At 47.9% G+C, this 14470-nt stretch carries 13 protein-coding genes; all 13 read right to left on the reverse strand.

What is annotated here, in order from left to right:
* Window positions 1–11: 11 nt before the first annotated feature.
* The 13 genes from AC55NX_RS09795 to AC55NX_RS09855 all read right to left on the reverse strand — a co-directional run bounded on the left by AC55NX_RS09795 (window position 12) and on the right by AC55NX_RS09855 (window position 14460).
* A complete protein-coding gene (locus AC55NX_RS09795; RefSeq protein ID WP_496995557.1) occupies window positions 12–590 on the reverse strand; it encodes a HupE/UreJ family protein in 579 nt (192 codons plus the stop codon).
* A gap of 38 nt (window positions 591–628) precedes the next feature.
* Window positions 629–1456 (reverse strand): formate dehydrogenase accessory sulfurtransferase FdhD, encoded by an 828-nt coding sequence (gene fdhD, locus AC55NX_RS09800; protein ID WP_496995558.1) that lies wholly within the window; start codon window positions 1454–1456, stop codon window positions 629–631.
* Window positions 1457–1470: 14 nt separating this feature from the next.
* Window positions 1471–3552, reverse strand: a complete 2082-nt coding sequence (locus tag AC55NX_RS09805) for a sigma 54-interacting transcriptional regulator (RefSeq protein ID WP_496995559.1) — start codon at window positions 3550–3552, stop codon at window positions 1471–1473.
* A 73-nt stretch (window positions 3553–3625) separates the two neighbouring features.
* Window positions 3626–5770 (reverse strand): formate dehydrogenase subunit alpha, encoded by a 2145-nt coding sequence (gene fdhF / locus AC55NX_RS09810; protein ID WP_496995584.1) that lies wholly within the window; start codon window positions 5768–5770, stop codon window positions 3626–3628.
* A gap of 43 nt (window positions 5771–5813) precedes the next feature.
* On the reverse strand, window positions 5814–6362 hold the full coding sequence (locus tag AC55NX_RS09815) for a 4Fe-4S dicluster domain-containing protein (protein ID WP_059123336.1): 549 nt from the start codon (window positions 6360–6362) through the stop codon (window positions 5814–5816).
* Between the two features lie 239 nt (window positions 6363–6601).
* On the reverse strand, window positions 6602–7060 hold the full coding sequence (hycI, locus tag AC55NX_RS09820; protein WP_496995560.1) for a hydrogenase maturation peptidase HycI: 459 nt from the start codon (window positions 7058–7060) through the stop codon (window positions 6602–6604).
* Window positions 7057–7509, reverse strand: coding sequence for a formate hydrogenlyase maturation HycH family protein (locus AC55NX_RS09825; RefSeq protein WP_496995561.1), 453 nt, complete (start codon window positions 7507–7509; stop codon window positions 7057–7059). The genes hycI and AC55NX_RS09825 overlap by 4 nt, the downstream gene beginning before the upstream one ends.
* The gene (locus AC55NX_RS09830; RefSeq protein ID WP_496995585.1) at window positions 7496–8257 is read right to left on the reverse strand and encodes an NADH-quinone oxidoreductase subunit B family protein; all 762 of its coding nucleotides are present in this window, start codon (window positions 8255–8257) and stop codon (window positions 7496–7498) included. The genes AC55NX_RS09825 and AC55NX_RS09830 overlap by 14 nt, the downstream gene beginning before the upstream one ends.
* A gap of 53 nt (window positions 8258–8310) precedes the next feature.
* Window positions 8311–8994: a formate hydrogenlyase complex iron-sulfur subunit gene (locus tag AC55NX_RS09835; protein ID WP_496995562.1), complete on the reverse strand. Its 684-nt coding sequence runs from the start codon at window positions 8992–8994 to the stop codon at window positions 8311–8313.
* Window positions 8995–9001: 7 nt separating this feature from the next.
* The gene (locus tag AC55NX_RS09840) at window positions 9002–10741 is read right to left on the reverse strand and encodes a hydrogenase large subunit (protein WP_496995563.1); all 1740 of its coding nucleotides are present in this window, start codon (window positions 10739–10741) and stop codon (window positions 9002–9004) included.
* Window positions 10742–10753: 12 nt separating this feature from the next.
* Window positions 10754–12358, reverse strand: a complete 1605-nt coding sequence (locus tag AC55NX_RS09845; RefSeq protein ID WP_496995564.1) for a hydrogenase 4 subunit F — start codon at window positions 12356–12358, stop codon at window positions 10754–10756.
* A 4-nt stretch (window positions 12359–12362) separates the two neighbouring features.
* The gene (gene hyfE / locus AC55NX_RS09850; protein ID WP_496995565.1) at window positions 12363–13010 is read right to left on the reverse strand and encodes a hydrogenase 4 membrane subunit; all 648 of its coding nucleotides are present in this window, start codon (window positions 13008–13010) and stop codon (window positions 12363–12365) included.
* 10 nt (window positions 13011–13020) lie between these two features.
* On the reverse strand, window positions 13021–14460 hold the full coding sequence (locus AC55NX_RS09855; RefSeq protein ID WP_496995566.1) for a hydrogenase 4 subunit D: 1440 nt from the start codon (window positions 14458–14460) through the stop codon (window positions 13021–13023).
* Window positions 14461–14470 lie beyond the last annotated feature (10 nt).

Genomic DNA, 14470 nt, shown 5'->3' on the forward strand with positions numbered 1-14470 from the left:
CGCTTTCTTGCTTAAGACACAAGAAACGAACCGCCAAGTATTGCGACAACAGCGCCGAGCATTTTGACTAAACGACCACTGGCTGAAAAACGCAACACAACACTGCCAAGTCCGATCCCCGTCATATGTAACAGAAAAGTGGAAACAACAAAGCCACTGAAATAAGCCAATGCATGACTATTGAATGGCATCTCTGCACCGTGTGCCATCCCGTGAAATACCGCAAATGCCATGACTAAAACCGTCACCCACTGATGAGAAATTTGCACACTGCGCCAGAGTAACAGCCCCATCACAACCACACTGAGCGCGATATACAGTTCTACACTCGGTATCACCCAACCGGATACCCCTAAAATTCCACCAACAATCATCAATGCGATGAAAGAAAGTGGCATCTGCCAACGACTTCTTCCCCCAAATAAAGCCGCCAAGACACCAACACTGATCATCACACTGAGATGATCGACTCCAGTCAGCGGATGCAAGATGCCACTTTCAAAACCATGATCTCCACCATGACCGGAGTGTGCCCATGCCAGTGGAGAAAACAAAACCAGTAACCCGAGGAGTAAATTCTTTATTTTCATTGTGTTATCTCTTTCTCTAAGACTAAATACATTCCCAACTATTGATTCAACCCGAGAATCCTTTCTGCGTGCGTATAAATATTGGCTTGTCCCGGACGGCAATAACCACACAGCGTGACATTGAGACGCTCCGCTAAATCCACGGCCATATCGGTCGCGGCTGAGATAGCACACAAAATCTCGACTCCCCCGGCTGCGGCTTTTTGCACCATCTCAAAACTAGCCCGGCTTGTGACCAATACCACCCCTTTCTGTTTATGATGCTTGGTGACCCAACCGATCAATTTGTCGAGCGCAATATGCCGTCCGACATCTTCAAATAATGCTTCCAGCTCACCATGCGTATTCATATAAGCAGCGGCATGGCAGGAACCGGTCAGTTGATTCAGTTGCTGGCTCTGTTTCAAACGGTTTAAAGCGTCATCTAGTTTTTGCAAATGAAAGGTCGTATGGCTTTCCAGTGGTATTTGTACACGACAAACATGAGCCAACTGGTCTGTGCCACAGAGACCGCATCCTGTCATTCCCGCCATCGTACGCCGTTTTTCCTGCAGACGATTGATACAGCGATTGGCAATATCGATCGAGAGCGTGATGCCATCGGGACTCATCTGAATATTGATATCATGGATATCCCGATCATGGTCAATAATGCCTTCCGTCAGCGAAAAACCGACAGCAAACATATCCAGATCTCTGGGAGTACACATCATAACGGTGTAAGCCACCCCGTTATATTCCAAAGCAACAGGGACTTCTTGAATCAACGTATCATCAACCAAATGACACTGACTATCCTGCCGATAACGAACAATTTTTTTATGACTGACAGAATCAATATTCTGTACCGTGAAAGATTCATTCATAGATCAATCCTGATTCATGACGAGGTTGATTCAGTCTCAGGCAAATAATCCTTGCTACTAATCCCCATCCGTTGCATTCGTGACAGTAATGTTGTCCTTTTTAAACCGAGCTTCGCAGCCGCGCCACGCGCGCCGGCGACAATGCCATTACTTTCTTTAAGAGCCTGAATCACCGTATCACGATTAATTTCAATCGCATCTTTTTTATCTTGATAAGCTTCCGATGCATTCTCCTGTGGCTGGGATTCTGCTTTCGGAATTTCCAGACCCAATTTCACTAATTCGTCCAGTGGTGCATTCAGCACATCACCACGGGTTAAAATCACGGACCGCTCGATAAAGTTACGTAACTGTCTGACATTACCGGGCCACGCAAACGCTGTCAGTGCTCTCATTGTTTCATTGGTAATCGCGGTAATATGCTTCCCCATCTGCTTGGCAATCACACGCGTGAAATGCTTCACCAATAAAGGGATGTCTTCCGGCCGCTGACGTAGCGGCGGGATTTCTATCGGAAAAATATTCAACCGGTAATACAGGTCATTACGAAACGTTTTTTCCTGCACCATGGAAAGCAAATCGGCATTGGTTGCAACCACAATCCGCACATCAACCTGAATCAACTGGTTTTTCCCGACCCGCTCAATTTCATTTTCCTGCAACACCCGCAACAACTTAGGTTGCAACTCCAACGGCATATCACCGATTTCATCTAAAAACAGCGTGCCTTGATGCGCCTGCTCAAAACGCCCCACCCGTTGATGGACAGCGCCAGTAAATGCACCGCGCTCATGACCGAAAAGCTCACTCTCAAATAAGCCTTCCGGCACCGCGGCGCAGTTCATTTTTATCATCCGCTTTTGACTACGCCGGCTCATTTTATGGATCGCCCGGGCGACCAATTCTTTACCGGTACCGGTCTCGCCCAGAATCAAAACCGTACTATCACAGTCAGCCACCATCGCAACCTGATCAAGCACCCGATTCATCGCCTCACTCTGGCTGATAATATCGTCAAAAATACGCTGCTTCTCATCCTTGGATGCAATCGAAATATATTCACTTTTAGGCAGCACTTTGGTATGCGTTTCATGCACACTTAAACTATGCATGGCCATCGCTACCCGAGCTGCAATTTGCTGAAGTAAGTCGAGATCGAGTGCAACATCTTGATCTTTCTTGTGGAGCATGTAAGCAATATATCCGACGCGATTGGTACGAAATACCATAGGAATCACGATCAGTTGTTCAATATCTTCGGCAAATTCGATGGCATTCTTCTGGAAAAATAATGGCCTTAAATCATCGCCCTGAATTAACACGGGGCAATAAGGCTCTCCCGAGTTCTGAAACGCACTGTCATCACTAAAAAAATGGCAGTGATGACGAATTTCTCCCTGAATCAAATCACTGGTGTACTGGATATAATGCCCTTGATAGGGCTCGATCAGCGCCAAATGATGCATCGAAAAATGTTGATTCAGACAGCGGAGCAAAGAATTAAGTAATGTTTCTTTACTATTCTGACTGATGACCGCATTTGTGACGTCGACCAGAATATGATAGTTATCTCGCTCATGGCTCAGCTGCTGGGCCATATTTGACGCTAATTCATGCTCGACAATATGAGCAATGAAAGAGACGAGAATACTACTGACCATACGAAACTGCTTCTCACCATCCTCCATATTACTGAGCTTGGGATTGATGAACTCAATCACACCCAATTGCTGACTGACCGTGTTCAGCGGCATTTTGCAATAATGGACAATGTCCCGGTAAGCCGGATGACCCGCAAAATGAGGATAGTAATAAGCAAAGCCGTCACTATCGAGTTCGTAGACACCATCGTCATAAGACTGATGATATAAACCGATTTCTTGAGGATGAAATGTCTCATGCTGAACTTGCTGATTACTATCAACATAGTAAAGGATCAATTCATCAGAAACTTCTCGGTGAAGGATGATGTTCATCCGCTCGACTTGCAGAAATGAACATTCATCGTCATTTAGAAATTTCAACAAGTCAGACATATCGTGAATCGATAGCATGGCTTGTGAAAAGTTCATCAACTCTTGAGCAATTCTATTCATAATCAGTCACGACTCAATCAAAGGCTCTTTACAGAACATTGTACACAGACGTAAAGAGCCCATATTGATCTAATCACGCATATGCAACATGTGATTTGAGTCGAGCTTTCATTTGACTATATTCAGACTGAACATGGTTTTCTGCCCATGCCTGATCCTCAATCGCCTCTACCTTGACAGCACAATACTTGAACTCAGGTGTACTCGAGATCGGATCGACATGCTCAATCGTTAACTCGTTACAGGCCCCGATCCACCATTGATAAGTCATGTAAACCGCACCCGCATTAACCCGTTCTGATACGTTGGCGCGCGTAATCACTTTGCCTCGCCGGGAAGAGACCCACACTAACTGCTGATCCGCGATTCCCAGTTGCTTCGCATCCAGTGGATTCATCTGTACATATCCCGGTTCATCTGCCAGCGTTGAAAGCGCTTTGCAATTCCCTGTCATCGAACGACATGAATAATGACCGATTTCACGAACGGTAGAGAGAACCAAAGGATACTCAGCATCCGTTTGTTCCAATGGTGGGCGCCAAGACGCTCCGATAAACTTCCCTTTTCCTGATGGCGTGGCAAACTTATTGCCTTCAAACAGGAATGAAGTACCGGGGTGATCTTCCGTCGGGCACGGCCACATTACGGATTTCAGCCCTGCCATTTTTTCGTAGGTAACACCGGCAAACAGTGGGGTCAGTGCCCGCATTTCATCCCAGATCTCTTGGGTATTTTCATAATGCATCGGATAGCCCATTCGTGTGGCCAACAGACTGAAAATCTCCCAGTCCGGTTTGACACCTTCCGGCGGAGTCACCGCTTTGTAGAAACGCTGGAAGCCGCGGTCAGCACTGGTATACACACCTTCATGTTCTCCCCAACTGGTCGATGGGAAAATGATGTCGGCCATTTCAGCGGTTTTGGTCATGAAGATATCTTGAACAATCACCAGATCTAACTGGCGCATCGTCTCCCGCATCGCATTCAGATCGGCTTCAGTCTGCGCTGGATCCTCACCAAAAATGTAGAACGCTTTACAAGCACCTTCTGCCACTTTATGACCGATTTCAGTCATGCGATAGCCGGGTTTCGCTGATAATTTCACGCCCCAAGCCTGCTCAAATTTCTCACGAATCTTATCGTCAGTGACAGACTGATATCCCGGGAACTGATGTGGCAACATCCCTAAATCACAGGTACCCTGAACATTATTCTGTCCCCGAACCGGACCACAACCAACGCCACGGCGGCCAAAGTTACCCGTCATTAATGCCAGGCCAGCCAAACCACGAACCACATCAACCGCCTGACCAAACTGGGTGACACCCATACCCCATAAAATCATCGAACCGGAAGACTTGGCATAAGTCCGAGCAGCTTGCCGCACTTCAGCCGCTTTCAGGCCAGTCAGATGTTCAACTTTTTCAGGCGCATAATCCATGACAATCTTGCGGAACTCATCAAACCCTTCGGTATAATTTTGCACATAAGATTTATCATAAAGATTTTCATCAATCAGCGTATAAGCCAACGCGTTGACAAGTGCCATATTGGAACCATTTTTGAGCGCCAGCCATTGATCAGCAACCCGAACTGATTCAATTTTTCGTGGATCACAGACGATCACTTTTGCACCGTTTTCACGCGCTTTAAAAATACGTCTTGCAATCACCGGGTGAGAGTCAGCAACGTTGTAACCAAAGATCAGCAAGCATTTTGCTTCTTCGATTTCAGGAATGGCATTACTCATTGCGCCATTTCCCACTACCGATTCCAAACCGGCAACCGAAGGGGCATGACAAACCCTTGCACAGTGGTCAACGTTGTTCGTACCAATCACTGCCCGGGCAAATTTTTGCATCACATAATTGGATTCATTGCCCGGTCCACGGGCTGAACCGGTGGTCATAATCGCGTCAGGACCATATTTCTGCTTGATTGCCGATAACTTCTCGACCGCAAAATCCAGTGCTTCATCCCAAGAAACCGCTTCAAGCTTGTCACTTTTTGTCCGACGAATCATCGGCTGTTTCAACCGTGGTGTCAGCAGTTGGGTGTCATTTAAGAAATCCCACCCATAGTATCCTTTTAAACATAGTTGGCCTTCATTGGTTCGGCCATTGGCTGGTTCTGCACCAACCACCTTGTTGTTTTCAACCAGTAGATTCAACTTACATCCTGTACCGCAATAGGGGCACACGACTAATTTTTTTTCGATCATAATTTTCTCACTATCCCCAATGTTCCATTCTCATTCTGCTTCAAACCGAAATGACAGAAGCCTGATTCGCTGCCGCTTCCCGTTTCTGTTGGCTGGTTTGTTGCAGCGACTCAGGCGCTATCAAACGAATGGCCTCTGTCGGACAAACCTGAACACAAGCCGGCCCCTCTTCTCGGTGTGAACACAAATCACACTTCAGTGCTTGGGATTGAGGCACTTGTTTTTGGAAAAGCGCGGCATGTTCAGACACCACATTTTTCATTCGGGTCATGACACTCATCGCACCATACGGACAGGCAATCACACAGGTCTTACAGCCGATACAACGGGACTGAATCACCTTCACGTAACCATCTTCATGAACAATGGCATGATTAGGGCAAACTTGCGCACACGGGGCATCGTCACACTGACGACACATTACAGGGACGGAGACTTCTGCATTTTTCACCAGTTGTAAACGTGGCGCAAAATCCTCGGTCCCATTCAAAGTACCCGATGACTCATCCTGATGAGCGACCGCACAGGCAATCTCACAGGTTCGACAACCAATACACTTATTGGCGTCAGCAAAAACAAATCGATTCATGCTGTATCCTTTTTGTGTCAATACAACAGAGTATCTTCAGACTCTGGGGGTGGTTAATCATTACAGGCACAAGGCGTGCCAATCCGGGAGTTACTATTTGAAATCATTTAATTCAATGATTTATAAGAAAAAATAAGTAATAATTTTAAAAACAAACCCAATCAGGAAGAACTGCTAACCTTTTGGCCTGATTGTTCAACGACAAAAGTGTCGAACTTCGACACTTTTGTCATCATGCGTTAGCAATGGCTAAAATCCATATCGTCATGCCATTCAGGTAAAGATTGATAAATGGTATCGACAGCGTCTCTGACCATGTCGGTCATCGGTGCAGCAAATGCCACAATCGCTGGTTGAATACCGATAAACGTAACATGAGGCACAAAGGTTTTCAGTTCATCGATTAAAAAATTCAGCGGTAAACTATGGGTGGAAACCATGAACATCTCAGCAATCGTGTCGGGATCAATAATGCGAATCTCTCCGGCCTTTTCGCCGAAATCAGCAGCATCAACGACCAGAACACGCTCTGGCTTGATGTGACGAATCCGATGCAATGTATCTTCCGGCATCGTACCGCCTTCTAATACTTCCCAACTGTCTATCGGTTGCTCCAGACAACGTTTGGCCAGCAATGGGCCCGCACCGTCATCGCCCATCATGGTGTTACCGACCGTCAATAATATTTGTCTGCTCATTGCACCGTTCCTCGTACCATCAAATACATCATCGGCTCTTGATGAATTGCATTGAGAATCTCGATCAATCCGGCGGTCAAACGTTGTGATGTCTCAGACTGTGTCGCGGGGTTGATTTGCTGAAATGCCGTCGCCAACATATGAATGTGCTCAGGGAAAATCGTAATCTCTCCGAATTTGAGAAAGCCACTCATTTTCCGGTACGCTTCACCGTCTTTCGGTAATCCCTCAATCCACGCCAGATATTCTTCACCGTGACAATCCATATCCGACTGAAGACAATCGACAATGCCCAGGTGATGCCCAATCGCCAGACTGTAATACATGATCTGTTGTGCTTCTTGCGGCACCTCTTTTTCATCAACAAACTTGCGTGTTAACCGATAAAAACGCACCCGCTCCATTAAGTGTCTCGAATGCTTTTCGCTTTGCGTATCAGCCACAGCCATGACAGGCACCTCCTTGCAGTTCATCGCCAACCAGCTGCTTCATCACCGAACGCATCAGCGTTTCAACAATCTCCGTCAAACGCGGATCGTTATGCTGATGAATATAGGCTTGGATTTGTACATCCACATTGTCGGCATGGCATCCTTCCAGCACAGACATCAGTTCATCCGCAATACGGTTTCCCTGACGATAACCGGCCAATAGACGCGCTTCCCGTTCGATCATGACCCGGATATCCTGTGGAATGCCGGTATGACGCAAACTGGCAGGCTCAGCCTCGGCATCATGGTTTTTGGCATGCATTTTTTGTTCAAGTAACCCTAAAGCCACCGCAAATCCATACAGTGTGGCCGCCGGGGTCGGGGGACAACCGGGAATATAAACATCCACCGGAACGATTTTGTCTGTCCCGCCCCAGACACAATAGAGGTCATGAAAAATTCCGCCGTCACAGCCACATGCGCCGTACGACACCACAATTTTCGGATCAGGGGCTGCTTCATAAGCCCGTAAAGCAGGCGCACGCATCGCCCGTGTTACCGCACCGGTAAAGAGTAAGATGTCGGCATGACGAGGGCTGGCAACCACTTTGATGCCGAATCGTTCGGTATCATAAACCGGCGTAGTGGCTGCAAAAATTTCAATTTCACAACCATTACATCCCCCACAGTCCACCCGATAAACATAGGCTGACCGTTTGATCTGTTTCAACAGTGTTTGCTTTAATGCTTGATGTTCAGGGGGCACTTCAACAGGCTGTGTCTGCGTATGATGAACACCCGATAATTGCTGAATACCTTTCACTGGACCTCCTCACGATTCATATCGGCGGGATTGATGTTGGGCATGTGGTTCGCAGAACAACCGTTCTCCGGCGCACTGGGCTTAGGAAGATGAGTTGCAGATATATCTGTGGCAGAGATAGTTTTGACCGGTATCGGCTCTGCAGTGACGTAGCGGTGACATGCCAAATTCTGCCCGTCCAGCATATTTGCCTGACGCCGACATTCAGGGCAGCTTTCCAGCTGCTGACGACGCATAGCCAGCGACTCACCACTCAACCCAGCGTGCTGAAGCATCTTCATAACATAATGGAATAATTTTTTAGCGATGAAAGGACGATCACATTCCCGGCAATTAACCAACTCAAACTCAGCCTGTTCATACAAATCTGCTTTGTTGGTCACAGCCAGTTCGAACTGTTGTGACAAGACCAACGCATGCGTCGGACACACTTCCTCACAGCGCCCGCAATAGATACAACGCGCCAGAGAAAGCTCCCAGCGCCGGATGCCCTGCTGCTCATCAGTCTCCATCACTAACGCGTTGGCAGGACAAGCCCTCATGCAGGCACCACAAGCAATACACTGTGCCGCGTCCAGTTCTGGCTTGCCCCGAAAATCAGTGGTGACTTCATACGGCGCAAAAGGATACTTGGCCGTTGCATCGCCGGTTTTTAAAACTGTTTTGAATAGTTTTAACATCACAACCTCACATTGATTTCAGGGGTGAGTTTTTCCGATTGATGCTGTACTGCTCAATCGTTTTATAAGGCACGGTCTGAGACCGTTTTTTCTTGGTATCAATGATGGTGACGCGATCCGTACAGGAGTAACAGGGATCAAGGCTACCGATAATCAGTGGTGCATCGGCAACCGTATTGCCCCGCAACATATAACGCAGCGTCGGCCAGTTGGCATAGGTCGCAGCCCGACAGCGCCAGCGGAACAGTTTCTGGTTATCCCCCGTCATGCTCCAGTGGATATTTTCGCCGCGCGGTGCCTCGGTAAATCCCAAAGCAAACCGATGAGGGACGTACTGAAAGTCTTCAGTCAAGATTGCACCTTCGGGAAGATGATCTAATCCAAACTCAGCGATATTGAGTGAATCGAACACTTCACGGATTCGAATCAGCAGGCGCGCCTGTACATCGCCACTGTCAAAATGGTGTAACCCGAGCGGTACCTGCCCGTAAGATTCCAGCGACTGACCATGTACCACCCGGGCGTCGCGGGCAAACCCACTACCGCGCACCAGAGGACCAACCGGACTAAAATCACGGGCAATATCTTTTGCAAGTACACCAACACCGGAGATCCGGCTGTCAATATTCGGAGTCGAAAGCAGCACATCGACCAATTCGGTAAACGACTGGCGAACTTCACGAATCATGGCAATGCCTTTAATTCGCTGCTCTTTGAGAAAATCACGCCGCACCCCGCCAATCAAGTTCATGCCGTAGGTTTTTCTGGCGCCGGTCAGCAGCTCCGCGAGTTCCATGGTTTTCTCACGCACGCGGAAAAATTGCATGAAACCGGAATCAAATCCGACAAAGTGGCTGGACAAACCGATATTGAGTAAATGACTATGTAAGCGCTCTACTTCCAGTAACACGGTCCGAATCATCTTGCCGCGCGCCGGGACTTCAATGTTCAGTGCGGTTTCGATGGAATTGTTATAACCGACGCTATGGGTAAATCCACAGATCCCACACACGCGGTCCGCAAGGAAACCCACTTCATGATAGCCCATCCGCGTTTCAGCTAACTTTTCCATCCCACGGTGAACGTAAAACATCCGATAGTCAGCATCGATAATGTCTTCACCATCAACAAATAAGCGGAAATGGCCGGGTTCATCACTGGTGATATGTAAAGGTCCGACGGGTACAATCCGGTCAGAATCGCTCCCTAATTCATTGATAAACGGGTAATTCTCCGTCTCCGTTGTCGGTTGCGGACGCTGACGGTAATCCATCGCATCTTTACGCAATGGGTGCAAATCTTCCGGCCAGTCATCGGGCAGCACCAGACGACGCTCGTCCGGCAAACCAATCGGGCGCAGACCGAACATATCGCGGATCTCGCGCTCTCCCCACACGGCTGCCGGGATCTCAGGTGTGATCGAGATAAATTCCTGATCGTTTGCATTCACCAAAACTTTGACGATCACCCAGCTTTTCACTTCGCCTTCCATCGATAAAGCATGATAAACGCCGAAACAGCCGTTTAATGTCCGTTCATCATTACCAAAAGAGACCGACAACCACCCCCCTTGGTCATAGTAGAGCCATTTCATCACTTCAACCAGCGAGGTCATTTTTACGGTCAACGTCACCTGATTGTCGGCCTGCCAGGCTTCATCTTCTATTGCCGCAGGAAAATGTTGACGCACCCCATCAACATAGAGCTTACCGATCTGCTGTTGCGTATTTCTATTCAATTGATCCATGTCATAAGGCCTCTAGTTGATCGATTCAGTCAGAGAAACAGCCGATAAACTGTCACTACTTGAAGAAATGGGTTCCATTCCTTGTTGCCAAGGGAGATTTAATGTTTCAAGGAGAGATTCATTAGGTTGATTAATGACAATTTGTGTCGCTTGTTCGACACCATGAAGAATCGTGTTCGGAATATGAGTCCCCATTACAACCATCAGAACAATCAGCACCACCAGCGGGCAGACCGTCAGATAATTCACTTCACCTTTTTCAACATGTTCAGGTGCTGCGCCCATAACACATCCTGCAACCATGCGGGCGAATCCGGCCAGAACCAGCGTCAACAGCAAGAGCAAAATAATGATTAGCACCGGATGTTGTGCATACAGCCCGGAACAGATAATCAAAAACTCACTGACAAACAGATTGAACGGTGGCACGCCGCCCAGCGCCAGTGCTCCGGCGCCAAATAGAATACCGGTCCATGGGGCTATCCGTACCACACCTTTGATGATATTCATGTCCCGGGTGCCATACTTCAGCATGATATTGCCGGCCCCGCAGAACATCAGTGTTTTGCCAAGGCTGTGATTGATCATATGAAGCAGCGCAGCAAAGATGCCCAGCGGACCGAGACCAATCGCGAAGGCAATTAAACCCATATTTTCAACACTGGAGTAAGCTAACAAGCGCTTGATATCTTGCTGAACCAGAATGAAAAGTGCTGCAACACCAACCGATAGCAACCCGAATCCGAGCATCAGAGAGCGGGCAAAATCACTGCCGAGCACAATAGAACTGATGGCAAAGTGACGCAGAATAATGAGCAAAGCGCAGTTTAATAACCCTGCCGAAAGTAATCCGGAAACCGGGCTGGGCGCTTCTGAGTGCGCATCCGGTAACCATGTATGCATGGGAAATAAACCGGTTTTTGTCCCGAAGCCAATCACAATAAAGATGAAGGCAATTTGCATCAGTCGCGGATCAAGCAAATGCGCATGATCCCGTAGTGTCGTCCATAGCAGCGCCTGTTCCGGTGCATCGAATACAGCAACGGCATTGGCATAGGTCATCACGGTGCCAAATAAGCCAAATGCAACCCCGACGCTGCACAGCATGATGTATTTCCAGGCCGCTTCCAGTGATGAGCGCTGATAATACAGCCCGACCAGAAACACCGAACTTACGGTCGTCGCTTCAATTGCCACCCACATCATCAGGATATTATTGGCGGTTAAAGCGATCAGCATGGTCGCCAGAAACAGATTGAAGAGCCCATAAAACAGCGAGACTTGCTTGCCTGACAATTCGCCGTGCTGATGCTCGTGCCCGATATAACCGACCGAGTGAATCCCCGTACACAAGGCTACCAGCCCAAGCACCGCAAGGAACAGTGCTGATAGTCCATCAAGCATCAACCAATTTCCGGCAGAGAAAATCGCACCATGCCTGAACACTTCAGTGGCCATCCCCCAGCTGATGCCCCAGATTGCCACAACACTAACAAGGTGAATCACCATGGATAAGTGGCGGAATTGGTCTCGCAGCGCAATACAAATAAAAGAAATCATCGCTGCGGTTAAGGGAATGCCAAGCAAGTACGGAAATAGATTATTCATTGACATCATACAATTACCCTTTCAGTACAGTCAGTTGTTTCACATCCAGCGTATTGAGTCTGCAAAAAATTAACCGAGCCAGAATCACCATCACAATCACCGCAAAGATCGCGTCAATCGTAATACCGATTTCCAATAAATGAGGCGCGCGGTGTGCAACAAGCGCTAACATCAGTGATGAGCCATTCTCCATCAGGCAATAGCCGAATAACTGCTTCAGAATGTTTCGTTGAGTGATGATACACAGCAACCCGATAAAGAAATGCGCCAACGATACAGCGAGGACGGGTTTAAGCGTAGCAACCATCGGAAGTGCCACCGGCTGAATGATATAGAGACAAACCAGACTGATTACCGCGACGAAAACAGCGATCAACGCGGGGTGAAACATAGGCTTTTCAGCCTCAGCATCACGCATTTTTCCCAGTTGGATATATAAAATTGTCGGTAACAACACCACTTTCGAAATAAAAGCCGTCATCGACCAAAGGTACAAATCACTCGCGTCGTAATGGTCAGCTATGACCACAAAGAGCAGGACCAACACGAAAGACTGACAGGCATACAGCCAAGATGCAGTTCTGGCCTGACGGGCAATCACCACAAAATAAGACGTGATGACTAACAATCCAGCCAGATTATTCATCATGAGATCATCCATTATGCATCTCCTATTGAAGCCATGTTGAAGCAATCACACTCGATATCACCGACATTGCGATTAATACAACTAACGTTATTTTCATTGAACCGGGTAAGGGAGACATCCGCTCAACCGCTTCAGAAGGTTCACCGATAATGGTTCGGCCAAACCAATACAACAGCCAACCAAATGTCGCGATGGACTCAATCAGCGCCAGAATCAACAGCGGGGTTAACCAGGCATGGGTTGCAGACAGATGGAACCCGGCCTCAAACAACGGGAACTTACTGAAAAATCCATTCAACGGCGGAACCCCGGCGATTGCCATTGCCGCGATACAGAACCCAATGGCCAAGAGCGGTGATTTGCGAATGACTCCTTTCAGTTGAGGAAGCATTCTGGTCCCGCAGGCATAGCTGAATGAGCCAGCGACAAAGAAGAACAGACATTTGGCAAAGGCATGGTTGAAGATGTAAGCAACCCCGCTGTCCAGCGCCAGTGATGACCCCATCGCAGCCATAGAGAGTGCCAGAAAAATATATGCTAACTGAGTGATGGTTGAATAAGCCAACAGACGCTTCATATCTTTCTGTGGCAAGTACATCAGAAAACCGTAGATCATGGTGATCATGGCCCCGACAATCCCGACAATCCCGACGATTTCAGGAATCGTTCCGGCAGACAGAATACTGCGGGCAAAAATGTAAACGCCCACTTTGACCATCGAAGCGGCATGTAAGTAAGCACTAATCGGCGTTGGTGCATTCATTGCGTCGGGGAGCCACATGTGCATCGGTAGTTGGGCCGATTTTCCCCACGCGGCAAACATGATGCCAAACAGCACCACCATTTTGGCGACAGGAGTCAATCCTGCAATTGCAGTGAGTTCAAACGTCCCCGCCTGGACAAACAGGGTCGCCGCAGCGATAAATAACCCCAATGAAGCAATGTGAGTGACAAGCAAGGCTTTCAGAGCTGAACGAAACGCCAGCGGCGTTTGGTAATAACCGATCAGAGACCAGGAACAAGCCCCGGTGATTTCAAAAAACAACAACTGTCCCAAAATGGTTGAAGAGAAGACCAGACCGGCCATAGCTCCGATAAAGATCAGCAGAAACACATAATATCGTTTCGCACCATGCTGCGCGTGTTCTTTGTTCCCTGAACTCATATACCCCAGAGAATAGACCGCCACGATCAAGCCTAATCCGACCACGGCTACGGCAATCAGGGTGCTGACTTTATCGAAGACCAGACCAAAAATAAGGACATGTCCTACATGCAACAGAGGCACCGAAACCGCTTCGCCACCTGTCGAGAAAAAGAGATAAGACAATCCCCAGGTTCCCAATGTCGCCAGTACTGCAAAAAACTGACAGATCCATTTTGCAGACTGCTCAGAGGCAAACAGGATGAATATTGCCCCCAGAAAAGGAAGTCCAATAGTGAGTAATCCAATGATTTCCATCGTTTAATAC

The sequence above is a fragment of the Vibrio rubrogenes genome (assembly GCF_059641415.1).